The 22,292-nt window shown below is 71.7% G+C and carries 16 protein-coding genes; 6 read left to right on the top strand and 10 right to left on the bottom strand.

From position 1 onward, the window contains the following. Positions 1 to 31: 31 nt before the first annotated feature. Positions 32 to 2,509: an ATP-dependent helicase HrpB gene (gene hrpB, locus J2X36_RS07710; RefSeq protein WP_310347851.1), complete on the bottom strand. Its 2,478-nt coding sequence runs from the start codon at positions 2,507 to 2,509 to the stop codon at positions 32 to 34. 229 nt (positions 2,510 to 2,738) lie between these two features. Here hrpB and J2X36_RS07705 point away from each other — a divergent pair, with 229 nt between their 5' ends. Further along, a complete protein-coding gene (locus J2X36_RS07705) occupies positions 2,739 to 3,026 on the top strand; it encodes a hypothetical protein (RefSeq protein ID WP_310347848.1) in 288 nt (95 codons plus the stop codon). Positions 3,027 to 3,088: 62 nt separating this feature from the next. Here the strand turns inward: J2X36_RS07705 and J2X36_RS07700 are convergent, their stop codons facing one another. Beyond that, positions 3,089 to 5,383 carry an NADP-dependent malic enzyme gene (locus J2X36_RS07700; RefSeq protein WP_310347843.1) on the bottom strand — a complete coding sequence of 765 codons (2,295 nt, stop codon included), beginning with the start codon at positions 5,381 to 5,383 and terminating at the stop codon, positions 3,089 to 3,091. A 170-nt stretch (positions 5,384 to 5,553) separates the two neighbouring features. Between J2X36_RS07700 and mutS the strand changes: the two genes are divergently transcribed. After that, positions 5,554 to 8,307, top strand: coding sequence for a DNA mismatch repair protein MutS (gene mutS, locus J2X36_RS07695; protein WP_405029749.1), 2,754 nt, complete (start codon positions 5,554 to 5,556; stop codon positions 8,305 to 8,307). A 6-nt stretch (positions 8,308 to 8,313) separates the two neighbouring features. Here the strand turns inward: mutS and J2X36_RS07690 are convergent, their stop codons facing one another. Continuing rightward, the gene (locus tag J2X36_RS07690; RefSeq protein WP_310347841.1) at positions 8,314 to 8,739 is read right to left on the bottom strand and encodes a response regulator; all 426 of its coding nucleotides are present in this window, start codon (positions 8,737 to 8,739) and stop codon (positions 8,314 to 8,316) included. Between the two features lie 178 nt (positions 8,740 to 8,917). Next, on the bottom strand, positions 8,918 to 10,012 hold the full coding sequence (locus tag J2X36_RS07685) for a histidine kinase dimerization/phosphoacceptor domain -containing protein (protein WP_310347838.1): 1,095 nt from the start codon (positions 10,010 to 10,012) through the stop codon (positions 8,918 to 8,920). A gap of 289 nt (positions 10,013 to 10,301) precedes the next feature. On the opposite strand from J2X36_RS07685, the gene J2X36_RS07680 reads away from it, so the two are divergent. Both J2X36_RS07680 and J2X36_RS07675 read left to right on the top strand, forming a co-directional pair. Then, on the top strand, positions 10,302 to 11,666 hold the full coding sequence (locus J2X36_RS07680; protein WP_245516404.1) for an AmpG family muropeptide MFS transporter: 1,365 nt from the start codon (positions 10,302 to 10,304) through the stop codon (positions 11,664 to 11,666). A gap of 103 nt (positions 11,667 to 11,769) precedes the next feature. Continuing rightward, the gene (locus J2X36_RS07675) at positions 11,770 to 12,690 is read left to right on the top strand and encodes an EcsC family protein (RefSeq protein ID WP_132250307.1); all 921 of its coding nucleotides are present in this window, start codon (positions 11,770 to 11,772) and stop codon (positions 12,688 to 12,690) included. A 79-nt stretch (positions 12,691 to 12,769) separates the two neighbouring features. On the opposite strand, the gene ilvA is transcribed toward J2X36_RS07675, so the two are convergent. The 4 genes from ilvA to J2X36_RS07655 all read right to left on the bottom strand — a co-directional run bounded on the left by ilvA (position 12,770) and on the right by J2X36_RS07655 (position 17,092). After that, entirely contained in the window at positions 12,770 to 14,299 is a 1,530-nt protein-coding gene (gene ilvA / locus J2X36_RS07670; protein ID WP_310347830.1) for a threonine ammonia-lyase, biosynthetic, read from the bottom strand. An 86-nt stretch (positions 14,300 to 14,385) separates the two neighbouring features. Further along, entirely contained in the window at positions 14,386 to 14,733 is a 348-nt protein-coding gene (locus J2X36_RS07665; RefSeq protein ID WP_310347828.1) for a diacylglycerol kinase, read from the bottom strand. Between the two features lie 4 nt (positions 14,734 to 14,737). Further along, positions 14,738 to 15,817, bottom strand: coding sequence for an AbrB family transcriptional regulator (locus J2X36_RS07660; RefSeq protein ID WP_310347826.1), 1,080 nt, complete (start codon positions 15,815 to 15,817; stop codon positions 14,738 to 14,740). Between the two features lie 339 nt (positions 15,818 to 16,156). Next, positions 16,157 to 17,092 (bottom strand): LysR substrate-binding domain-containing protein, encoded by a 936-nt coding sequence (locus J2X36_RS07655; protein ID WP_310347823.1) that lies wholly within the window; start codon positions 17,090 to 17,092, stop codon positions 16,157 to 16,159. 147 nt (positions 17,093 to 17,239) lie between these two features. On the opposite strand from J2X36_RS07655, the gene J2X36_RS07650 reads away from it, so the two are divergent. Together J2X36_RS07650 and J2X36_RS07645 are read left to right on the top strand one after the other, a co-directional pair. Beyond that, on the top strand, positions 17,240 to 18,829 hold the full coding sequence (locus J2X36_RS07650) for a catalase (RefSeq protein WP_310347819.1): 1,590 nt from the start codon (positions 17,240 to 17,242) through the stop codon (positions 18,827 to 18,829). 133 nt (positions 18,830 to 18,962) lie between these two features. Continuing rightward, positions 18,963 to 19,436 (top strand): cupin domain-containing protein, encoded by a 474-nt coding sequence (locus J2X36_RS07645; RefSeq protein ID WP_310347816.1) that lies wholly within the window; start codon positions 18,963 to 18,965, stop codon positions 19,434 to 19,436. 16 nt (positions 19,437 to 19,452) lie between these two features. Here J2X36_RS07645 and J2X36_RS07640 read toward each other — a convergent pair whose 3' ends face one another. Next, the gene (locus tag J2X36_RS07640) at positions 19,453 to 20,637 is read right to left on the bottom strand and encodes an MFS transporter (protein WP_132250321.1); all 1,185 of its coding nucleotides are present in this window, start codon (positions 20,635 to 20,637) and stop codon (positions 19,453 to 19,455) included. Next, entirely contained in the window at positions 20,634 to 22,277 is a 1,644-nt protein-coding gene (gene lnt, locus J2X36_RS07635) for an apolipoprotein N-acyltransferase (protein ID WP_310348344.1), read from the bottom strand. The genes J2X36_RS07640 and lnt overlap by 4 nt, the downstream gene beginning before the upstream one ends. Between the last annotated feature and the right edge of the window lie 15 nt (positions 22,278 to 22,292).

Below are 22,292 nucleotides of genomic sequence, written 5' to 3'. Positions count from 1 at the left end.
CGGCCGCGATCTCCGGGCGGGCGAGCGGCGTTCAGGTCCCCCGCGGCTTCGCGCGACGCGTCGGGGCCTCGCTCAAGGGGTCCTCCGGCCAGGGGTGACGCGGGTATCGCCCGCGCATCTCGGCGCGGACCGCCGCCCAGGAGCCGCGCCAGAACCCCGGCAGGTCACGGGTAATCTGAATGGGGCGGGAGGCCGGGGAGAGCAGGTGCAGGACGAGGGGAACGCGTCCGCCTCCGATCACCGGATGCCGGTCGAGACCGAACAATTCCTGGACACGCACGGCGAGGACCGGCTCGGCCTCCGCTTCGTAGGTGATCGGGACGCGTGAACCCGTGGGCACGGTGACGTGGGTCGGCGCTTCCGCGTCGAGGCGGGCGCGCAGGGTCCAGGGCAGGAGCGCGTCGAGGGCGCGCCCGAGATCGTCGGCCGTCACCGCGTCGAGGCTCGTCCGCCCGAGGATCGCGGGCGCCAGCCAGTCGGCAGCACTCTGCGCGAGGTGCCGGTCCGAGAGGTCCGGCCAGTCCTCGCCCTCGGCACCGCGCAGAAAGCGGATGCGCGCGACGAGTTGCCGGAGTGCCGGCGTCCACGGCAAGGCGTCGAGTGCGGTCTCGCCGAGGCCGCGGGCGAGGATGGCCGCGCTCGTCTCGTCGGCCGGCACCGGCAGGGTGCGCTCGCCGAGCGTGATAGCACCGAGACGCCGGGCTGCGCGCGCACGCAGGGCACGCGAGGCGGGATCGAACACCACGTTCGTCGAGGCCTCGATCCGATCGGCGAACAGCGTCTCGATCGTATCGGCGTCGATCGCGGCCGCGGACAGGATGCGCGCATTGGCTGCCGCACCCGCGAGATCCGCCACAACGATGAAGGGCTCGCGGGCGAGGGAGGCGGCGGGATCGAGGCGCCCGGCCCGGCCGTTCACCATCACGAACTCGCCGTCCCGGCCGCGGGCGCGGGCGATCCGGTCGGGATAGGCCAGCGCCAGGAGCGCTCCCGTCCCCGGCGCCGCTCCGTCCCGGGATCCGGCGCCCGCCTGCCGGGCCCAACCCTCGGCGAGGCGCCGCATGTCGGCGGCGCGTCCGCCCCGCTCTCGGTGGAATCGGTCGACCCGCTCCGCGAGGTCGGTGCCATCTCCGCCGAGGCCGCGCTCGACGAGAACCGCGGCGAGATCGGCCGCGGCCTGCGCATGATTGGCCTCGGCCGCGCTCACCACCATTCGAGCGAGGCGTGGCGGCAGGGGCAGGGCGCGAAGCCGCGCGCCAACCGGCGTCAGGCGCCCGTCGTCGTCGATTGCGGCGAGGGCGCGCAGCATGTCCCGCGCTTCCTTGAGGGCAGGCGCCGGAGGCGGGTCGAGGAAGGCGAGGGTCGCGGGATCCGCGACGCCCCAGGCGGCGCAGTCGAGGAGGAGGCCGGCAAGGTCCGCCGCCAGGATCTCGGGGCGCCCGAACGGGTCGAGGGCGTTCGTCGCCGCCTCCGACCAGAGGCGCCAGCAGATGCCGGGCTCGGTCCGGCCGGCGCGGCCGCGGCGCTGGTCGACGGAAGCGCGCGACGCCCGGGCCGTGACGAGACGGGTGAGGCCGATGCCGGGCTCGTAGACGGGAACCCGCGACAGGCCGGCATCGACCACGATCCTCACGCCCTCGATGGTCAGCGAGGTCTCGGCGATGCTCGTGGCCAGCACGACCTTGCGGCGGCCGGGCGGCGCGGGCGCCACCGCCCGGTCCTGCTCGGCCTGGGTGAGGGCGCCGTAGAGGGGCGCGATCTCGGTCTCGGCCCCGACGCGGCCGGCGAGCGCCTCGGCGACCCGACGGATCTCCCCCTGGCCAGGCAGGAAGGCGAGGATGGAGCCGGGATCGGCGCGAAGCGCCCGCAGGATGGCGTCCGTCATGGCGTCCTCGATCCGGCGGTTCGGATCGCGATCGGCGTAACGGGTCTCGACGGGATACGCGCGGCCCTCCGATTCGAGGATCGGCGCCTCGCCGATGAGGCGGGACACGCGCGCGCCGTCGAGGGTCGCCGACATCACGAGCAGACGGAGATCCTCGCGGAGCCCCCCCTGCGCGTCGATGGCGAGGGCAAGCCCGAGATCGGCGTCGAGCGATCGCTCGTGGAACTCGTCGAACAGTACCGCGCCGACACCGGACAATTCCGGATCGTCGAGGATCATGCGCGTGAAAACACCTTCCGTGACGACCTCGATGCGGGTGCGGGCCGAGATCTTCGAGCCGAGCCGCACCCGCAAGCCCACCGTGTCCCCGACGCGCTCGCCGAGCGTCGACGCCATCCGCTCCGCCGCCCCGCGGGCCGCGAGGCGACGCGGCTCCAAGAGCACGATCTTCCGCCCTGCGAGCCACGGCTCGTCGAGGAGGGCGAGAGGCACCCGCGTGGTCTTGCCGGCTCCGGGCGGAGCGACGAGCACGGCCGCGTTCCGGCCGCGCAGCGCCCCCGTCAGGGCGGGCAGCACGGCGTCGATCGGCAAGGGAGCGGCGGCGAAGGTTGCAGAGGCGGGCATCACGCCAGCGCATGCGGCCGCAGGGCACGTTTTGCAACCAGAAATAGAGGGGCTTTATGACTATGCACGTTTGTACTTGTATATCCACGCCACGTCCGAGAGGAATTTATATTCCTCTGTCATGAAAAGCGTATATTCCACCGAAAACTCAGGTCTATCCGGAACCTAAATAGTCGAGACAGCTTGTCGGGTCTATGCGCCGCGGGCGTGCCCTAACGGATAGGACTTGATGACGAAGCTTGCTCTCACCCTCGCGGCCGGCGTGATGCTCGGCGGCCTCGGCCTCACCGCCGCCACCGCGGCGCCCGGCATGCCCGCCTCCGGGCTCGTCGCCGGCGAACCGGCGACGGAGACGGTCGCCCACAGCCGGTATCATCATTGGAAGAAGCATCACCGGATGTACCGCCGGCAGGTCAACCGGCACCGCATGCGCTACGGCGATCCGAACGCCCGCAACCCCGAGCGGCCCGGCTACATGCAGCAGCGCGGCACCACGTCGGGCGGCCCGCGCTACTGAGCGGTCGACAAAGCCCGTCGGTTCGAAGGGCCGGCGTCCCGCGCCGGCCCTGTCTCGGCTGATCAGACCCCGATGTCGAAGGCGGCAAGTGCGGCCATGTTGACGAGGTCGGCATCGGTCGCGCCGAGGGGCACGATCTGCACCGCCTTGTCGAAGCCGACGAGAAGGGGGCCGAGCACCATGGCGCCGCCGAGTTCCTGGAGCATCTTGGTCGAGATCGCGGCGGAATGGAACGCGGGCATCACCAGCACGTTCGCCGGCTCCTTGAGGCGGCTGAACGGGTACTGGGCCATCAGCTCCTTATCGAGCGCCACATCCGCCGCCATCTCGCCCTCGTAGACGAAATCGACGCCGCGCCGGTCGAGGATGCGCACGGCCTCCCGCACCTTCTCCATGCGCTCCCCGCGCGGATGGCCGAAGGTCGAGAAGGAGAGCAGCGCCACCCGCGGTTCGGTGCCGAGCCGACGCGCGGCGCCGGCCGCCTCGATGGCGATCTCGGCGAGTTCCTCGGCCGAGGGCATCTCGGTGATCGCCGTGTCGGCGACCATCACGGTGCGGCCGCGGGCGAGGCAGACCGAGAGGCCGATCAGCCGGTGGCCCGGCTTCTCGTCGATGACGCGGCGCACGTCCTCCAGCGCGATCGAGTAGTTGCGGGTCACGCCCGTCACCATCGCATCGGCGTCGCCGAGGGCCACCATCGTCGCCGCGAAATGGTTGCGGTCCTGATTGATCAGGCGCTGGCAGTCGCGGAACAGGTAGCCGTGGCGCTGCATCCGTCCGTAGAGGGCCTGCGCGTACTCGGCGTTGCGGTGGGAGAGCGCCGCGTTGTGGATCTCGATGGTGTCGCGCCGCGACAGATCGATCCCCATCGCGGCCGCGTTGGCCGTGACACGATCCTCGCGCCCGACCAGGATCGCGGTCCCGAGGCCCTGGTCGGCGAAGGTCAGCGCCGCTCGGATCACGAGCCCTTCCTCCCCCTCCGCGAAGACGACGCGCTTCGGAGCCTTGCGCACTTCCTCGAAGACCCGGTTGAGGATGCCCGCGACGGGATCCCGGCGCGCCGAGAGGCGGTCGCGGTATGCGGCCATGTTCTCGATGGGCTTGCGGGCGACCCCGGTCGCCATCGCGGCCTTCGCCACGGCGGGGGGAACGGTGTGGATGAGGCGCGGGTCGAACGGGACCGGGATGATGTAATCCCGCCCGAAGCGCGGGCGCTCGCCCTGATAGGCGGCCGCGACCTCGTCCGGCACGTCCTCACGGGCGAGATGCGCGAGAGCCTCGGCCGCAGCGATCTTCATCTCCATGTTGATCGAGCTGGCATGGACGTCGAGCGCGCCCCTGAAGATGTAGGGGAAGCCCAGAACGTTGTTGACTTGGTTCGGGTAGTCCGAGCGGCCCGTCGCCACGATCGCGTCGGTGCGGATCTGGCCGACCTCCTCGACGGTGATCTCGGGGTCCGGGTTCGCCATGGCGAAGATGATCGGGTTCGGCGCCATCGAGCGGATCATGTCCGCCGAGAAGGCCCCCTTGACCGAAAGCCCGTAGACGATGTCGGCGCCCTCCATCGCCTGTGCGAGCGTCCGCTTGTCGGTGCGCACTGCATGGGCCGACTTCCACTGGTTCATTCCCTCGGTGCGGCCCTCGTAGACGACCCCCTTGGTATCGCAGAGGATGACGTTTTCGTGCCCGAAGCCCATCGCCTTGAGGAGCTCGATGCAGGCGATGCCGGCAGCCCCCGCGCCGTTGACCACGAGCTTCGCGCTGGCGATATCGCGGCCCGTGAGGTGGAGCGCATTGATGAGCCCCGCCGTGGCGATGATCGCCGTGCCGTGCTGGTCATCGTGGAAGACCGGGATGTCCATCACTTCCCGCAGCCGGTCCTCGATGATGAAGCATTCCGGGGCCTTGATGTCCTCCAGGTTGATGCCGCCGAAGGTCGGCCCGAGGTAGCGCACGCAGTTGATGAAGGCCTCCGGATCCTCGGTGCCGACTTCGAGGTCGAACGAATCGATGTCGGCGAAGCGCTTGAAGAGCACCGCCTTGCCTTCCATCACCGGCTTCGAGGCGAGGGCGCCGCGGTTGCCGAGGCCGAGGATCGCGGTGCCGTTCGAGATCACCGCGACGAGGTTGCCCTTGGCCGTGTAGTCGTAGGCCCGCGAGGGGTCCTCGGCGATGGCCAGAACCGGGACGGCGACGCCCGGGGAGTAGGCGAGCGACAGGTCGCGCTGCGTCGCCATCGGCTTCGTGGCGACGACCTCCAGCTTGCCCGGCCGCCCCTGTGCGTGGAAATGCAGGGCCTCGTCGTCGGTGAAGGTCGGGCGCTTGGCGCGCTTCTGCGGGTTCGTCGGCTCGGTCATGGGCTCCTCCTCGGGAGGCCGCCTATCGATCGTGCACAAATCGTTCAAGATCGCGCTCGCGGCCAGGCCGACGGCCCGGTTACAGGAGAGGCGCATCGTCGGCTCCCTTCTCCCCAGCCGAAACCATCCGCCGCCCTGATTCGGCCGGCCCGCTCTGCTATGAAGCGGACATGGCCCAAGCTGCAGTCCGAACGATCGCGAGAGCCCACCCCGCGGACGAGGCCGTGAGCGCGTCCGCCACGTCTGCGTCTGCGGCCGGCGCGACGCCGATGATGGCCCAGTACATCGAGATCAAGGCCGCCAATCCGGACTGCCTGCTGTTCTACCGGATGGGCGATTTCTACGAACTGTTCTTCGAGGACGCCGAGATCGCATCCCGGGCGCTGGGCATCGTGCTCACGAAGCGCGGCAAGCATGCGGGCGCCGACATCCCGATGTGCGGCGTGCCGATCGACCGGGCCGACGATTACCTGAGCCGGCTGATCGCGCTCGGCCACCGGGTCGCGGTCTGCGAGCAGACCGAGGATCCGGCCGAGGCGAAGAAGCGCGGCCCGAAATCCGTGGTGCGCCGCGAGGTCGTGCGCCTCGTCACCCCCGGCACCATCACGGAGGACCGGCTCCTCGACCCGGGCCGTGCGAACCTCCTTCTCGCCGTCGGCCGCCGCAAGCTCTCGGAGGATTCCTTCGCCTACGGGCTCGCGGCGCTCGACATCTCGACGGGGCGCTTCTCCCTGAGCGAGATGGCTGGCGCGGAGCTTGCCGGCGCCATCGCCCGCCACGACCCGCGCGAGATCGTCCTGTCGGAGACGATCCACGCCGATCCCGGCCTCGCGCGGCTCTGGCAGGACGTGACGGCGCCGGTGACGCCGCTGGCGCAGGCCGAGCTCGAGCCGGCCTCCGCCGAGCGGCGCATCAAGGAGCAGTTCGGCGTCTCGACGCTCGAGGGTTTCGGCAGCTTCTCCCGGGCCGAGATCGCAGCCGCGGGCGCCGCCCTTCTCTACATCGAGCGCACCCAGATCGGGGCGCGCCCGCCCCTGAGCCCTCCCGCCCGCGAGGCGAGCGGCGCCACCCTCTCGATCGACGCGGCGACGCGGGCCAACCTCGAACTCACCCGGACACTCTCGGGCGAGCGGACAGGCAGCCTTCTCGACGCGATCGACCGCACCGTCTCGGCGAGTGGGGCGCGGCTCCTTTCAGAGCATCTCGCCGGGCCGCTGATGAACCTGAAGGCCATCGTGCGGCGCCAGGAGGCGGTCGCCTTCCTCGCCGAGGATCACGTGCTGCGCCGAGCCCTGCGCGACGCGCTCGCCCGCGCGCCCGACCTCGCCCGCGCCCTCTCGCGCCTCGGCCTCGGGCGCGGCGGCCCTCGCGACCTCGCCGCGATCCGCGACGGGCTCGACGCGGCCGGCATCATCGCCGGGCGGCTCGACGAGGCCGAGGCGCTGCCGGACGGCCTCGGGCGCCTCGCCAGGCACTTGGCGGAAGCCGATGCCGATCTCGTCGAGACCCTGAGGGCCGCGCTCGCCGACGAGCTTCCGCTCAACCGGCGCGACGGCAATTTCGTGCGCGCGGGCTATCACCCGGAGATCGACGAGGCCCGCCTCCTCGGCCAGGATTCGCGAAAGGTGATCGCCGCGCTCCAGGCCCGCTACGCCGAGGAGACCGGCTGCCGCACGCTGCGGATCAAGCACAACAACGTTCTCGGCTACTACATCGAGGTGCCGCAGGCCGTGGGCGAGTCCTGCCTGAAGGGGCTGATGCGCGAGACCTTCGTGCATCGCCAGACCATGGTCGACGCGATGCGCTTCACGAGCGTCGAGCTGGGCGAGCTGGAAACGAAGATCTCGGGCGCCTCCGACCGCACCCTCGCGCTCGAAGGCGCGGTGTTCGAGGATCTCGCGGCCCGGGTGCTCGCCCAGACGGAGACCGTGGCACAGGTCGCGGAGGCGCTCGCCGGGCTCGACGTGGCGGGAAGCCACGCGGAACTCGCGGTCGAGCAGAGCTGGGCGCGGCCGCACGTGGACGACAGCCTCGCCTTCGCGGTCGAAGGCGGTCGTCATCCCGTGGTCGAGGCGGCGTTGCGGCGCACGGGTGAGCCGTTCATCGCCAACGATTGCGACCTGTCGGGCGAGGGGCGGGGCCGCATCCGGCTGATCACCGGGCCGAATATGGGCGGCAAATCGACCTTCCTGCGCCAGAACGCCCTCATCGCCGTGCTGGCGCAGATGGGCGCCTTCGTGCCGGCCGCGCGCGCCCATATCGGCCTCGTCGACCGTCTGTTCTCCCGCGTCGGCGCCGCCGACGACCTCGCCCGCGGGCAATCGACCTTCATGGTCGAGATGGTGGAGACGGCAGCGATCCTGAACCAGGCGAGCCGCCGCTCCCTCGTGATCCTCGACGAGATCGGGCGCGGCACCGCGACCTTCGATGGACTCTCGATCGCTTGGGCCTGCCTGGAACACCTGCACGAGGCGAATGCCTGCCGGTCTCTCTTCGCCACCCATTTCCACGAGCTGACCGCCCTGAGCCAACGCCTCGCGCGGCTCGACAACGCGACCTTGAGGGTGACCGAGCACCGGGGCGAGGTCGTCTTCCTCCACGAGGTGGTTCCGGGCGTGGCTGAACGCTCCTACGGGTTGCAGGTTGCCCGCCTCGCCGGTCTGCCGCCGGGGGTGATCGCCCGTGCCGGTGCCATTCTCAAGGGCTTGGAGAAGGCTGAGCGCGACCGGCCGGGCCGCCCCCGCATCGACGATCTGCCGCTGTTCGCGAGCCTCAGCCCGCCTCCGCCGCCGGAGCCTCCGGCACCGGTCGCGGACGACGCTCTCGGCGAGATGCTCGACGCGATCGATCCCGACGCGATGACACCGCGCGAGGCGCTTGAGGCGCTCTACGGCCTGAAGCGGGAGCGTGCGGCGCGGCGCTGAGCCGACTCAGGCATTCGGGGCGAGGCTCAACCCGTCCGGGGCTGCGCCGGGCCCGGCCCCGGCCCTGCGCTCGGCGACGTAGGTGAGGGCACTGGCCACGACGCGCTCGGAATAGGGCTTGGCGATCACCCCGAAGGCGCCCGCGAAATCCTCAGGGATGCGCTTGCTGTTGGCCGTCATGAACACGACCGTCGTGCGCGGGTCGGCGCTGAGCGCCCGGGCGACGTCGACGCCGGTCGGCCCGTCGACGAGGTGGATGTCCACGAGCGCGACGTCCGGGCTCATCGAGCGTCCGAGGGCGATCGCCTCGGCCGAACTCCCGGCGACGCCGACCGTCTGGTAACCGAGATCCTGCAGCAGGTATTCGAGTTCGAGCGCGATGAGCACCTCGTCCTCGACGACGAGGATGCGCATCGCCGGCGCCACGGTCATGCCTTCTCCCGCTCGTGTTGCGCCGGGCCGAACGTCTCGGGGGATCGTCCCGGCGGCCTGCAAACCAAAACGCACGTTGTCCCGAGAGCGTGTTCCATGTTCCCTGGACCACGCTCCAACCTTTCGATGCAGCGGATGATCTTCGAGCGAACGGGAAGCCGCCCCGCTCGGAAACCCGCTAGATCCCGCTCTCCAGCGGAACGCTGATGTCGACGCGGGTCCCGGGCGACGCGTCGTCCCAGCGGATCGTGCCCCGAAGCTGGCGCACCACCATCTCGGCGAGGCTGCGGCCGAATCCCGCCGGGTTCGTCCCGGTCGCGCTCATGCCGACGCCGTCGTCCTCGATGACGAGATGAAGGGCCTCCCCGTCCCTGCGCGCCGTCACGGAGATCCGGCCGGCCCGGCCGCCCGGGAACGCGTGGCGAACCGCATTGGTGGCGAGTTCGTGGATCATCAGGGCCAGAGGCGCCGCCATCGCGGCGGAGACCGCGATCGGATCGACCTCCGATTCGAGCCTCGTCCGATCCTCCTCGAGGCCCACGCTCAGATCGGCCAGGAGATCGGCGGCGAAGTCCTGCAGGTTGAAGCGCGAGACGTCGCCGGCCGAGTACAGCATGCGGTGGGCCGTCGAGAGGGCGCCGACACGTTCGGCCATGCTCTGCAGCGCGTCCCGGGCCTCGCCTTCCGGCGTGCGCCGGGCCTTGAGCAGCATGAGCGAGGATATCACCTGGAGGTTGTTCTTCACCCGGTGGTCGACTTCGTGGAGGAGGGCGGTCTTCTGCTCCAGGGCCGATTGCAGGTCGGCGGTTCGGGCGTCGACCTGTCGCTCGAGCTCGTCGTTCGTGCCGCGCATCGCCATCTCGAAACGGCGCTTGTCGGTCATGTCGGCCTGGGCGGCGAAGAAATAAGCGAGTTCGCCGGAGGCGTCGCGAACCGGCGCGATGGTCATCGCGTTCCAGAACGGCGTCCCGTCCTTGCGATAGTTGAACAGCTCGCACTCGATTGTCCGCGCGGCGGCGATCGCCCCGCCGATGCGACGGATCTCGGCGGGATCGGAATCGGGTCCCTGCAGCATCCGGCAATTATGCCCGCGCAGTTCATCGAGGCCGTAGCCGGTCAGAGCGACGAAGGCGGTGTTCGCCCAGACGATCGGGTTGTCGGGCTGGCGCGCGTCGGTGACCACCATCGGCGTCGGGCTGGCGCTGAAGGCGGCCGCGAAGATGCCGTCCGCGAGACTGAATGCGTCGAAGGCCGATCTGTCGTCGTCCGTCATGCCATCGCCGACCGCCGATCCTCGTCGCGGCCCAGGAACGCGGGCCGGACCGAGCGTGCACACGGGGTGCCCGAAGCACCCTGGGTTCCGAACAGGAAGCTGGGGCCGCGGTTCCCGCCTGCGCCGCCTTGTCCACCGCCAAGTTGGGGCGAGCACGTTAAGAAATCGTCGACCATCTTCCCCCCACGCCTGAGATCTCGCGATTCGGCGTCCGCGCCTCGCGGGTGAGCGCAAGGCTGCCACGATTTTTGCTGAACAAGAGGCCGCGAGCCCGAGGAGTTCCACCGCCATGCCCGCCAAGCTCGAGCGCCCGTCCGCCTCTGCGAAAGCGGCCCGCCCGCGGCTCCGGATGCGCGATATCCTGGAGGATTCGCGGATCGCCCTGATGCTGGCCCTCGGCTTCGCCTGCGGCCTGCCGATCCTGCTCGTCTTCTCCACGCTCTCGGCGTGGCTCGCCACCGCCGGGATCCAGCGCACCAGCATCGGGCTCCTGTCCTACGTCTCGTTCGCCTACTCGCTGAAGTTCATCTGGGCGCCGGTGATCGACCGGCTCGACCTCCCGGTGCTGGCGCGCCTCCTGGGGCGGCGCCGGGCCTGGATGCTGCTCTCCCAGGTCGCGGTGGCGGCGGGTCTCGTCGGCATGAGCCAGGGCGACCCGTCGGCCTCCCTCAGCTTCATGGTGATCTGCGCGCTCATCACCGCCTTCGCCTCGGCGACGCAGGACATCGTCGTCGATTCCTGGCGCATCGACGCCGCCCCGACCGAGCGGCAGGGCATGATGCTCGCCGCCTACCAGCTCGGCTACGCGGTGGCGCGGGCCTTCGCGGGGGCGGGCGCCCTCTACATCGCCCAAGGGGCGGGCTGGTCGCTGGCCTACGGGGCGATGGCGCTGCTGATGCTCGTCGGCATCGTCGCCGCGCTGCTCGCGCCGCGCCAGGATCCGGTCCCGGTGCCGGACGAGCACCGTTCCGTGGGCCGCACCCTCCAGATCGCCGTCGTCGAGCCCTTCGGCGACCTGATCCGCCGCAAGGGGGCGCGGCTGATCCTGATCCTGTCCCTGATCATGCTCTACCGCTTGCCCGACATCATCTCCGGCGTGATGGCCCAGCCCTTCTACATCGAGCAGGGGTTCTCGCTCACCGAGATCGCGAACGTCACGAAGGTCTACGGCGTGATCGTCGGGATCGTGGGGGCCTTGGCAGGCGGCTTCGCGGTGATCCGCTTCGGGCTGCAGGCCTCGCTCCTGTTCGGCGGCATCGTCGCGGCCGCCTCGAACCTGATGTTCTCGTGGCTCGCGGTTTCGGGGCACGACACCTGGCTCTTCGTCGCAAGCATCTCGATCGACAATTTCGCGGGTAATTTCGCCGGCACGGCGCTCATCGCCTACATGTCGAGCCTCACCTCCCCGGCCTTCGTGGCGACGCAGTACGCGCTGCTCTCCTCGCTCTACGCGCTGCCCGGCAAGTTCGTCGGCGGGTTCTCCGGCTTCATGGTCGACGCGATGGGTTACCCGACCTTCTTCGCGGCCTCGGCGGCGATCGGCATCCCGGTCGCTCTTCTCTGCCTCGCCCTGATCGCCCTACGGGAGGGCGCCGACGACGAGGCGGAGCCCGCCCCGCTGCCCGAAGAGGAGGTCATCGCCGCGAAGGCGTGAGCGGCGGGTCCCGATCCCGGAACCAAGGGAAGGGCCCGGCGCTTGCCTTGACCGGACTTTCCGCGAGACCCACCTCCCCGACACCAGACAAGGGACCTCAGACGTGAGCGACATCACCCTCGCCGGCGAGACCCTGCCCACCCCGGTCGATGCCCAGCCGCGCGCGCTCAGCGACGAGGATCTCGCCGCGCTGCGCCGGGCGGTGCGTGCCCTGGAGCGGCCCGGCCTCGCCGCCCGCCTCTCGGCGGCGGCCGGCGCCCCCCTCGACATCATCGGGCGCTCCCTCCCGGCTCCGGTGACGGATGCCGTCGCGCGCTCGACCGAGACGGCGATGCGCGGCGCGCTGCGCGTGGCGCTCGCCACCCTGCCCAAGAAGGCCGTCGTCGCGGAGGGCCGGGAGGTCGCGCCCGTCGCGCTCCCGCGCGAGGGGCTGATGGGGCGGCTCCTCGGCTCCAGCGAGGCCACCCACAAGGCGCTCGCCGCCGTCTCGGGCGCGATCGGCGGCGCCTTCGGCCTCGCGACGCTCGCGGTCGAGCTGCCGCTCTCGACCACGCTGATGCTGCGCTCGATCGCCGAGATCGCCCGCGAGGAGGGGGAGGACATCGCGACGCCGGAAGGGGCGCTCGCCTGCGTCCAGGTCTTCGCCCTCGGTGGCCGCGGCGGCGAGACGGGCTTGGCCGAGAGCGGCTACTTCGCCGTGCGGGCGGCGCTCGCCAAGACGCTCAGCGAGGCAGCCCGCTACGCCGGAAGCCGCGCCCTCGTCGACGAGACGGCACCGGCTCTGATCCGCTTCTCCGCGCAGATCGCCGCGCGCTTCGGCGTCATCGTCTCGCAGAAGGTGGCGGCGCAGGCCGTGCCGATCCTCGGGGCCGTCGGCGGCGCCGCCGTCAACACGGCCTTCATGAATCATTTCCAGTCGACGGCGCGGGGGCATTTCACCGTGCGGCGCCTGGAGCGCACCTACGGCATCGCCACCGTGCGCGCGGCCTACGAGGTCGAGAAGGCCGCGCTCGGGCCGGCCTGACCCGGATTCCACCGGCCGCCGGGGCGCCCGATGTGGCGCGGCGGCCCGGTCCCGCCTCCGGGCCGTCTTCCTGTAATCGCTAGGCTGCGGCCTTCCCGCCATTGTCGAGGAAGAGCCGGTAGGCCGGGTTGTCGGTCTCGTCGGTGCAGGGGAAGCCGAGCTCGTCCACCGCCTTCTGGAAGCGTTCGCGCTCGGAGGGAGGCACCGCGATGCCCGCGAGCACGCGACCGTAATCGGCACCGTGGTTGCGGTAGTGGAACAGCGTGATGTTGAAGCCTTCGCCGAGCCCGTCGAGGAAGCGCAGCAGCGCGCCCGGGCGCTCCGGGAACTGGAAGCGGTAGAGGCGCTCGTCCGCGAGCCCCGTGGCGCGGCCGCCCACCATGTAGCGGATATGGACCTTGGCCATCTCGTTGTCGCTCATGTCGAGCACCGCGTAGCCGGCCTCGCGCAGCGACGTGATGAGGGCCCGCTTCTCGGGCAGCCCCCCGGCAAGGTTCACGCCGACGAAGATCTGCGCGTCCGCGTCCTTTGCGTAGCGGTAGTTGAACTCGGTGATGGCGCGGGGGCCGAGCGTGCCGATGAAGGCGCGGTAGGCGCCCAGCCTCTCCGGGATCGTGACGCCGAGGAGGACCTCCCGCTGCTCGCCGATCTCGGCCCGCTCGGCGATGTGGCGCAGACGATCGAAATTGAGGTTGGCGCCGCTGGAGACGGCCACCAGCGTGCCGGCTCCGCCCTCGCGCTCGGCGTAGAGCTTGGCGCCAGCCAGCGCCAGCGCGCCCGAGGGCTCGGAGATGGCGCGGGTGTCGTCGAACACGTCCTTCACCGCGGCGCACATGGCGTCGGTGTCCACCGTGATGACCTCGTCGAGGCTCTCCCGGCAGAGGCGGAAGGTCTCCTCGCCGGCGCGCCGCACCGCGACGCCGTCGGCAAAGAGGCCGACGCTGTTGAGCGTGGTCGGCTCGCCGGTGGCGAGCGCCGCCGCCATGCAGGCCGCATCGTCCGGCTCGACGCCGATGACCTTCGTCTCGGGGCGCAGGTACTTCACGAAGGTCGCGACGCCCGCCGCGAGGCCGCCGCCGCCGATGGGAACGAAGATCGCCTCGATCGGCCCGCTGTGCTGGTGCAGGATCTCCATGCCGATCGTGCCCTGGCCGGCGATGACGTCGGGGTCGTCGAACGGGTGCAGGAAGGTCAGGCCCTCTTCCGCTTCGCGGCGCCGGGCCTCGGTGAGGGCCTCGTCGAAGGTGTCGCCGTGCAGCACGACCTCGGCGCCGCGGGCCCGGCAGGCATCGACCTTGATGGCCGGCGTGGTGCGGGGCATCACGATGACGGCCCGGACGTTCAGCTTCGCGGCCGAGAGCGCGACCCCCTGGGCGTGGTTGCCGGCCGAGGCGCAGATGACGCCGCGGGCGAGCTGGTCCGCGTCGAGGCCCGACATCTTGTTGTAGGCGCCGCGCAACTTGAACGAGAAGACCGGCTGCAGGTCCTCGCGCTTCAGGAGAATCGGCCGCGCGTAGCGGGCCGAGAGGCGCGGCATCGGATCAAGCGGCGACTCGATCGCGACGTCGTAGACGCGGGCGGTGAGGATCTTGCGGATGTAATCTGTCACGGGCCGGAGCGATCATGAATCGGGACGTCGGGACGTTGATCGCGACATAGTCCTTCGCGGCGCAAGAAGCGAGCGCCTGCCGCATCTTAGCCCGCGCGATCGATCAGCGCGGCGATCCACACGAGGATCGCGATCACCTGCGCCAGGAAGGTGCCCGCCGACGCGAGATCCTTCACGGCGCCGATCCGCGGATGCCGGTCCGGGTGGAGGTGGTCGCAGAGCTTCTCGATCGCGGTGTTCAGGAACTCGGCGGCGAGCATCAGGAGGAGGCTCGCCACCAGCGCCACCCGCACCCAGAGGCTCGCGCCGAGGACCAGCGCGACGGGGATGCCGAGGCCGAGGAGCAGGAGTTCCTGGCGCACCGCCCGCTCGGTGCGGGCGCCGTGCAGGAGGCCGCGCCAGGAATTGAGGAAGGCGAGGAGGAGCGCGCGCACCGCCTCACCCCCGCGGGGCCGGATCGGGGGGCGCGGCCCGCGCGATCCACTTGGCCAGGATCGGCCCGGTCACCAGCACCACGAACAGCCGCAGGGTCTGCACGGCGAGGACGAAGGAGACGTCGGCCTTGGACCCCACCGCGATGATGGCGACGGAATCGAGCCCGCCCGGGCTCGTCGCCAGGAAGGCGGTGAGGAAGTCGATCGGCAGGATGCGGGTCAGGCCGAAGGCCCAGGCGGCGCAGAGGGCGATGACGGCGAGCGTCGCCACCGCGATGCCGGGGAAGGCGTGCAGGGTCTCCGCCAGGGTCTCGCGGGTGAAGCGCAGGCCGACATACCAGCCGATCACGGCGTAGGCCCCGTTGAGGAGCCAGGGCGGCAGGCTGATGCTGGCGAGCCCCGTCGCGTGCAGCGCCGAGCCGAGCAGCATCGGGCCGACGAGGGCGCCCGCCGGCAGGCGCAGAGCCAGCGCGACGCCCGCGCCGACGGCGGCGACCGCGAGCGTCGCCAGGACGGCGCCCAGGGGCGCGGCCGGGGATGCGGCCTGGGCCGCTCCGGCCGGCAACTCGGCATCGGTGAGGAGGCGAGCCACGAGCGAGGCGGAGAGGACGACGGCCGCGACCCGCACATATTGCATGAAGGCGACGAGGCGCGGGTCGGAGCCGTATTCCTCGGCCATGGCCACCATGGCGGCGGCGCCTCCGGGCGAGGAGCCCCAGGCGGCGGTGGTGCCGGGCAGGACCCGCATCCGGGTCAGGATGACCCCGACCACCGCGCCCGCCGCCACGGTCACGAGCACCACGAGGAGGATGAGGAACCCGTCATCCAGCAGGGTGCCGGTGATCTCGGCATTGACGGCGTGGGCGACGAGGCAGCCGATCAGGGCCTGGGCGGCCTGGAAGGGGGCTTTGGGCAGGGTGATTCCGGCACCGCGCACGCCGAAGGCGATGGCGGCGAGCATCGGCCCGAGCAAGAGGGCTGCGGGGAAGCGGGCGAGGGCGAGGCCGTAGGCGAGGATGCCGGACGCGGCGATCAGCAGCGCCCAGAGACCGAGGCTGCGGCCGAGGGAACGGGGTGCGGGCAAGGCGGGGCTATGATTCCTGGGGGCCCGCGCGCCGTGCGAACCGAGGCGCGGCGCTACACCGGAATGGCCGGCCTGTCACGGTGTGAGGCCGCCGGGCGACCGCGCGTCGGCGCCCGCCGAGCCCTGTACGGCGTCGCTACCGCGCTCCCAAAACCGAGCCCGCATCACCTCTCCCGGCCGGGAGAGGTCGAGTCGGCGCAGCCGACCGGGTGAGGGGTGCGACCTCTCCGGATACGGCGCACCCCTCACGCTGTCCCTCTCGGAACGAGAGGGGACCCGTGCTCGACAGGCCGGCGTCGCCGTCTCCCCGACCGATGGACCGGCGAGAAGGCTCTGCGGCTAGGGGAGGCCCTCGTCGTCCCGGCAGGCCGCCGTGCTCGGCGGCGCGTGCGCCCTGAAGAACGCGGCGAGGTGCGAGAGGCCGGCGGCGCGGGGGTCGCTGGAGCGCCAGGCCAGCGCGATGGTGCGGCCGGGGCCGTCCGCGTCGAAGCCCCGCGTCACCACGAGGCCGCTCGGGTCCGGGCCGGCGGGCACGGCGAGCGCCGGCAGAAGGGTGTAGCCGGAGCCCGCCGCCACCATCGAGCGCAGGGTCTCGAGGCTCGTCGCGTGGCGGCCGACGCCGCTGCCCGCGCCGCAGGCGGCCACCGTCTGGTCGCGCAGGCAATTGCCCTCGTCGAGGAGCAGCAGGCCCGGCCCCGCGATGTCCGTGGCGCGCAGGGCGCCCCCCTGGGCAAGCGCGTGGTCGGCCGGGCAGGCGAGCCAGAACGGCTCCACGAAGAGCGGCGAGACGGTGAGCCCGGCCGAGGCCAGCGGCAGCGAGACGAGGGCGGCGTCGATGCGCCCGTCCCGCAGGCCCTCGAGGATCTCGGCGGTGCGCGCCTCGCTGAGCGCCAGCGAGAGGAGGGGGAATTCCTGGCGCAGCAGGCGTAGCACCAGGGGGAAGAAATAGGGGCCGAGCGTCTGGATCGCGGCCAGGACGAGGCGGCCGGTGAGCGGGGCGCCGCGGCCCTCGCTCGCCAGGGTCAGCAGGCGCTGCGCCTCCGCCAGCACCGCCCGGGCCTGCCGCACGATGACCTGACCGGCGGGCGTCTGCAGGACCCGCCGGTTCGAGCGCTCGAACAGGGCAAGGCCCAGGGCCTCCTCCAGCTTGCGGACCTGAACGCTCAAGGTCGGCTGGCTCACATTGCAGCGATCGGCCGCCCGGCCGAAATGGCCCTCGTCGGCGATCGCCACCACGTATTCGAGATCGCGAAGGGACAGACCGGCGACATTCATAGACGCCGTCTATCACGATCTTTGCGACGATGCATTTGCCAATGGGTCACGCCGCGGTCATAACGGCAGCCCAGAACAGTTCCAGCTTGCCGGGCGTTGCCCTGGCATCCTGCACATCTCACCCGAATTCCCAGAGAGGCGCGACGCATGAGCGACCAACGTCCCATTCTGACGACCCGCCAGGGCCATCCGGTCCGCGACAACCAGAGCACGCGGACGGTCGGCGAGCGGGGCCCGGCGACCCTCGAGAACTACCAGTTCATCGAGAAGATCACCCATTTCGACCGCGAGCGGATTCCCGAGCGCGTGGTCCACGCCCGCGGCGCCGGCGCCCACGGCTACTTCGAGGCCTATGGCAAGATCGGCGACGAGCCGGCCTCCAAGTACACCCGCGCCCGCGTGCTCACCGAGACCGGCGTGAAGACGCCGATGTTCGTGCGCTTCTCCACCGTCGCCGGCGCCAAGGAGAGCCCCGAGACCGAGCGCGACCCGCGCGGCTTCGCGGTCAAGTTCAAGACCGTCGACGGCAACTGGGACCTCGTCGGCAACAACCTGAAGGTCTTCTTCATCCGCGACGCGATCAAGTTCCCGGACATGATCCACGCGTTCAAGCCGGACCCGGTGACGAACCGCCAGGAGGCGTGGCGCTTCTTCGACTTCGTGGCCCAGCACCCCGAATCGATCCACATGGTGACGCACCTGAAGTCGCCCTGGGGCATCCCCGCGAATTACCGCGAGATGGAGGGCTCGGGCGTCAACACCTACAAGCTCGTCAATGATCAGGGCGAGGCGGTGCTCTGCAAGTTCCACTGGGAGCCGAAGCAGGGCGTGCGCAACCTGACCTCGGCCCAGGCGTCCGAGATCCAGGCCAAGGATGTCGGCCACGCGACGCGGGACCTCTACGACAACATCAAGGCCGGCAATTTTCCCGAGTGGGAATTGTGCGTGCAGATCATGCCGGACGGCCCGAACGACCACCTGTCGTTCGACCCGCTCGACGACACCAAGCTGTGGCCCGTCGACCAGTTCCCGCTGCTGCCGGTGGGCCGCATGGTGCTCGACCGCGTGCCGGACAACTTCTTCGCCGAGGTCGAGCAGTCGGCCTTCGGTACGGGCGTGCTCGTCGACGGCATCGACTTCTCGGACGACAAGATGCTGCAGGGCCGGACGCTGTCCTACTCGGACACGCAGCGCTACCGCGTCGGCGCGAACTACCTGCAGCTGCCGATCAACGCGCCGCAGCCCGGCGTGAAGGTCTACTCGAACCAGCGCGACGGCCAGATGACCTACGGCGTCGACGGTACGGGGCCGAACCGGCACATCAACTACGAGCCCTCGACGCTGGCCGAGGGCCTGCGCGAGGCGCCCAAGCCCGCGAAGGACTACCACCAGCCCGTGAGCGGCAATCTCGGCCGCTACCAGACCTCGCGGACCGAGGACGACTACACCCAGGCCGGAATCCGCTACCGCTCCTTCGAGGATTGGGAGCGCGAGGACCTGATCGCCAACCTCGTGGCCGACATGAAGCAGTGCCCCGAGCCCATCCAGCTCCGGATGGTCTGGCACTTCTGGCACGCGGACGAGGATTACGGCCGCCGCGTCGCGGAAGGCGCCGGGATCGACCTCGAGAAGGCCAAGGCCCTTCCGCCGCTGCCGGGCCGCGCGGCCCCGGGCAAGCGCCTGACGGCCGAGACCTACACGGACGGCTCGCAGGCCCACAAGGTCGCCGCCGAGTAAGGCGGACTCCGGATCCGAGACGATTCACGCCCCGCCCGGTCCCCGACCGGGCGGGGTTTTCGTTTGGCAGGCCGATGCGCACATGGGGCGGGAGGGCCCCGCCGGGGCCGGCCATCGATCCGGGAGAGATGCCATGGGCCAGATCCTCAGGGCCGGGGAGGGCGCGCATGTCCGCATCAACGGGATGGAGATCACCTATCTCGCCCGCAGCGGCTCTACCCACGACGCGATGGGGATCTACGGCGTCACGCTCGCGGCGCATTCCCCGGGCGCGGGCCTGCACCGGCATGCCCGGCTCACCGAGACCTTCGAGGTGCATGCGGGCACGCTCGCCATGCGCATCGACGGCCGGGACGTCGATCTCGGGCCCGGCGACTTCGTGCTGATCCCGCCCGGGCAGCCCCACGCCTTCGCCAACCGCTCGGAGGCGGCCGTGCGCTTCACCCTGAGCTTCACGCCCGCCCTGGAGCGGGAGGGCTTCTTCGAGGGGCTCGCCAAGCTCGCGGCCGAGAACAGGCTCGCGGACGAGGCGGCGATGGAGCGGCTGATGCGCCGCTACGACCAGGAGCCGCTGGAAGGGTTCGGGGGCTGGAGCGAGGTCGATTGAGGGCCGCGAGCGGGCCTCAGCCCGCGGCGATCGTCCGGGCCTTGCCCGCGTGCAGGCCGAACAGCAGGGCGCCGAGGGCGAAGGTGGCGAAGACGCAAGCCGACAGGTTCCAGCCGCCCGCCTCGTGGGCGAGGCCGAAGCCGAAGGGGCCGAGCGCCGCGATGGCGTAGCCGACGCCCTGCGCCAGCGCCGAGAGCGCGGCGGCGCTGCCGGGATCGCGGGCGCGCAGCACGATGAGGGTGAGCCCCAGGCCGAACGTGCCGCCGAGGCCGAAGCCGAGGGCGACGGCGAGGGGCGCGACGAGCGCGACCGGGGCGAGCAGGATGCCGAGGAAGGCGCCGAGCGTCAGGCTCACGAGGGCGGCGACGAAGGCGCGCTGCTCCCGAGCCCGCGCGGCCAGCGTCGGCACGAGGAGGGCGCTCGGCGCCTGCCCCAGGCTCATCAGCGAGGCGACGAAGCCTGCCTCGGCCGGCCCGAGCCCGCGGTCCAGCAGCACGCTCGGCAGCCACGCGAAGGCGATGTAGGCGAGCGAGGATTGCAGGCCCATGAAGCCCGTCACCTGCCAGGCGAGGCGGTGCCGGGCGATTCCCTGGATCATCGCGCCGCCGGCTGCGGAGGCGGCGCCGTGCGTGCGGGCCAGCGCCAGCGGCGCCCAGGCGAGGCTCGCGAGGAGCGCCGGGACCGCCCAGGCCGCGAGCGCCATCGCCCAGCCGCCGGGCAGGATGTCGAGGAGCGGCACGGTGAGCCCCGAGCCCGCCGCGGCGCCGAGGCAGAGCGTCATGGTGTAGAGGCCCGTCACCAGCCCGACATGGCCGGGGAAGTCGCGCTTGACGAGGCCCGGCAGCAGGCCGCCCGCGAGGCCGATCCCGGCGGCCGAGACGCAGGCGCCGAGGAACAGGGGGAGGAGGCCGCCGAGCGCCCGCAGGGCCAGGCCCGCCGCCACGACGAGGATCGCCAGCAGCACGCCGCGGTCGGGGCCGAGGCGGCGGCTGATCGCCGGCCCGAGCGCGCTGGCGAGCCCCAGGAACAGGACCGGCAGGGTGGTGAGGAACGCGGCACCCGCCGCGCCGAGCCCCGTCTCGGCGCGGATGCCGGCGAGCAGCGGCCCGACCGTGGTCAGGGCCGGGCGCAGGTTGAACGCGACGAGGAGGAGGCCGGCCCCGAGGAGGAGGGTGGGCGGCCGGCTCTCGCCCGGGCTCACGCCCGGCGCCAGGCCGCCAGCGCGCAGAGGAGCGCGCCCGCGAGCATCAGGGCGAAGGGGATGTCGCCGAGCCGGGCATAGAGGGTGCGGCCGGGCACGGGGGCGGGGAGGTCCGCGTCGAGGATGTCCTCGCGGCCGAGGGGAAGGCTCGCGGTGACGCGCCCATAGGCGTCGACCACCGCCGAGATGCCGGTATTGGCATCGCGCACCAGGGGCAGGCCCTCCTCGACGGCGCGCAGCCGCGCCTGCGCGAAGTGCTGGCGGGGGCCGGGCGTGTCGCCGAACCACGCGTCGTTCGTGACGTTCAGGATCAGGCCCGGCACCGGCTCCGCGGCGCCCGGATGGGCGGCGGGCACGATACCTCCGGGGAAGATCGCCTCGTAGCAGATCGTGGCGGCGGCGGGGGGCAGGCCGGGCACGGTGAGGATGCGCTGCCCCTCCCGGCTCCCGGCCGAGAAGCCGCCCGGCACCGACACGAACTGGCGCAGGCCCACGGCCCGCAGCGCCGCGTCGAGGGGCCCGGGCAGGTACTCGCCGAAGGGCACGAGGTGGACCTTGTCGTAGGTGTCGCTGATGCGGGCGGGGGCCTCGATCGTCATGATCGCGTTGAAGAAGCGCAGGCGCTCGCCGGGCAGGGGCTCCTCGGCCCGCGCCGCGCCCGTGACGAGCCGGGCGCCCGGCGGCAGGCCGGAGCCGACCTTGGCGAGCGAGGCGGGATCGCGCTGGATCAGGAAGGGGAAGGCGGATTCGGGCCAGATCACGTGGGTCGGCGCCGGCGCGCCGGCCTCGGCCGGGCGCTGGCTCAGCTCGACGTAGCGGTCGACGATGTCCTCCCGGTTCTCGGGGCGGAACTTGGCGTCCTGGGGCAGGTTCGGCTGGACGAGGCGCAGCCGCACGCCCGCGACCGGCGCCGAGGGGGCGGGGGGCACGCGCTCGGCGCCCCACAGGGCAAGCGCCGCGAGCCCGATCGCGGCCGCGGCGGTGGGGCCGTAGCGGGCGCGCGGAAGCGTGCCGGTGGCGAGCGTCGCGGGGGCGGCGCAGATCAGGACCGCGAGGAGCGTCAGCCCGTAGAGGCCGATATAGGCCGCCGCCTGCATCAGCCAGAGATCCTGGCCGAGCGCCATGCCGAGCGTGTTCCAGGGAAAGCCCGTGAACAGGTGGCCCCGAAGCCATTCGGCCCCGGCGAGGCCGACGCCGAGCGCGGCGATGCGGCCGGCCTTGCGCGACCAGAGCAGGCGCGCGGCCGCAAAGCCCGCGCCGTAGAAGATGGCGAGCACGGCGGGCAGGCCGACGACGCCCAGCGGCAGCGCCCAGGCGAACTCGTCGGCCTCGACGAGGAAGGCGGCGCCCAGCCACCACAGCCCGGCCGTGAGGTAGCCGAAGCCCCAGGCCCAGCCGACGAGGAAGCAGGGTCCGAGCGTGCGCGCGAGGCCCGCCCGGCTCGCGGCCGCCCCGTCCATCAGCCAGACCGCGACGGTGAGCGAGACGACGAGCGCCGGCACCAGCCCGAAGGGCGGCATAGCGAGCGCGCCCAGCGCGCCGGCCAGCATCGCAACGCAGACCCGGCGCCAGCCGCGGGCGAGCGCCAGCCAGCGGACCGGCGCCGCGAGGGGGCCGCCCGCATGGTCGCGCGGGGGCAGGTCCGCCCGGAGATA

This window comes from Methylobacterium sp. BE186 (genome assembly GCF_031457035.1).
In the GTDB taxonomy this organism is placed as follows: Bacteria; Pseudomonadota; Alphaproteobacteria; order Rhizobiales; family Beijerinckiaceae; genus Methylobacterium; species Methylobacterium segetis.
The sequence above is the reverse complement of the archived record's forward strand: the minus strand, read 5'-3'. Positions and strand labels throughout refer to the sequence as shown.

Excerpts from the sequence above, each read along its gene's own strand:
- hrpB (WP_310347851.1), bottom strand. The coding sequence starts at position 2,509 with ATGCCCGCCTCTGCAACCTTCGCCGCCGCTCCCTTGCCGATCGACGCC.
- J2X36_RS07705 (WP_310347848.1), top strand. The coding sequence starts at position 2,739 with ATGACGAAGCTTGCTCTCACCCTCGCGGCCGGCGTGATGCTCGGCGGC.
- J2X36_RS07700 (WP_310347843.1), bottom strand. The coding sequence starts at position 5,383 with ATGACCGAGCCGACGAACCCGCAGAAGCGCGCCAAGCGCCCGACCTTC.
- mutS (WP_405029749.1), top strand. The coding sequence starts at position 5,554 with ATGGCCCAAGCTGCAGTCCGAACGATCGCGAGAGCCCACCCCGCGGAC.
- J2X36_RS07690 (WP_310347841.1), bottom strand. The coding sequence starts at position 8,739 with ATGACCGTGGCGCCGGCGATGCGCATCCTCGTCGTCGAGGACGAGGTG.
- J2X36_RS07685 (WP_310347838.1), bottom strand. The coding sequence starts at position 10,012 with ATGACGGACGACGACAGATCGGCCTTCGACGCATTCAGTCTCGCGGAC.
- J2X36_RS07680 (WP_245516404.1), top strand. The coding sequence starts at position 10,302 with ATGCCCGCCAAGCTCGAGCGCCCGTCCGCCTCTGCGAAAGCGGCCCGC.
- J2X36_RS07655 (WP_310347823.1), bottom strand. The coding sequence starts at position 17,092 with ATGAATGTCGCCGGTCTGTCCCTTCGCGATCTCGAATACGTGGTGGCG.
- J2X36_RS07650 (WP_310347819.1), top strand. The coding sequence starts at position 17,240 with ATGAGCGACCAACGTCCCATTCTGACGACCCGCCAGGGCCATCCGGTC.
- J2X36_RS07645 (WP_310347816.1), top strand. The coding sequence starts at position 18,963 with ATGGGCCAGATCCTCAGGGCCGGGGAGGGCGCGCATGTCCGCATCAAC.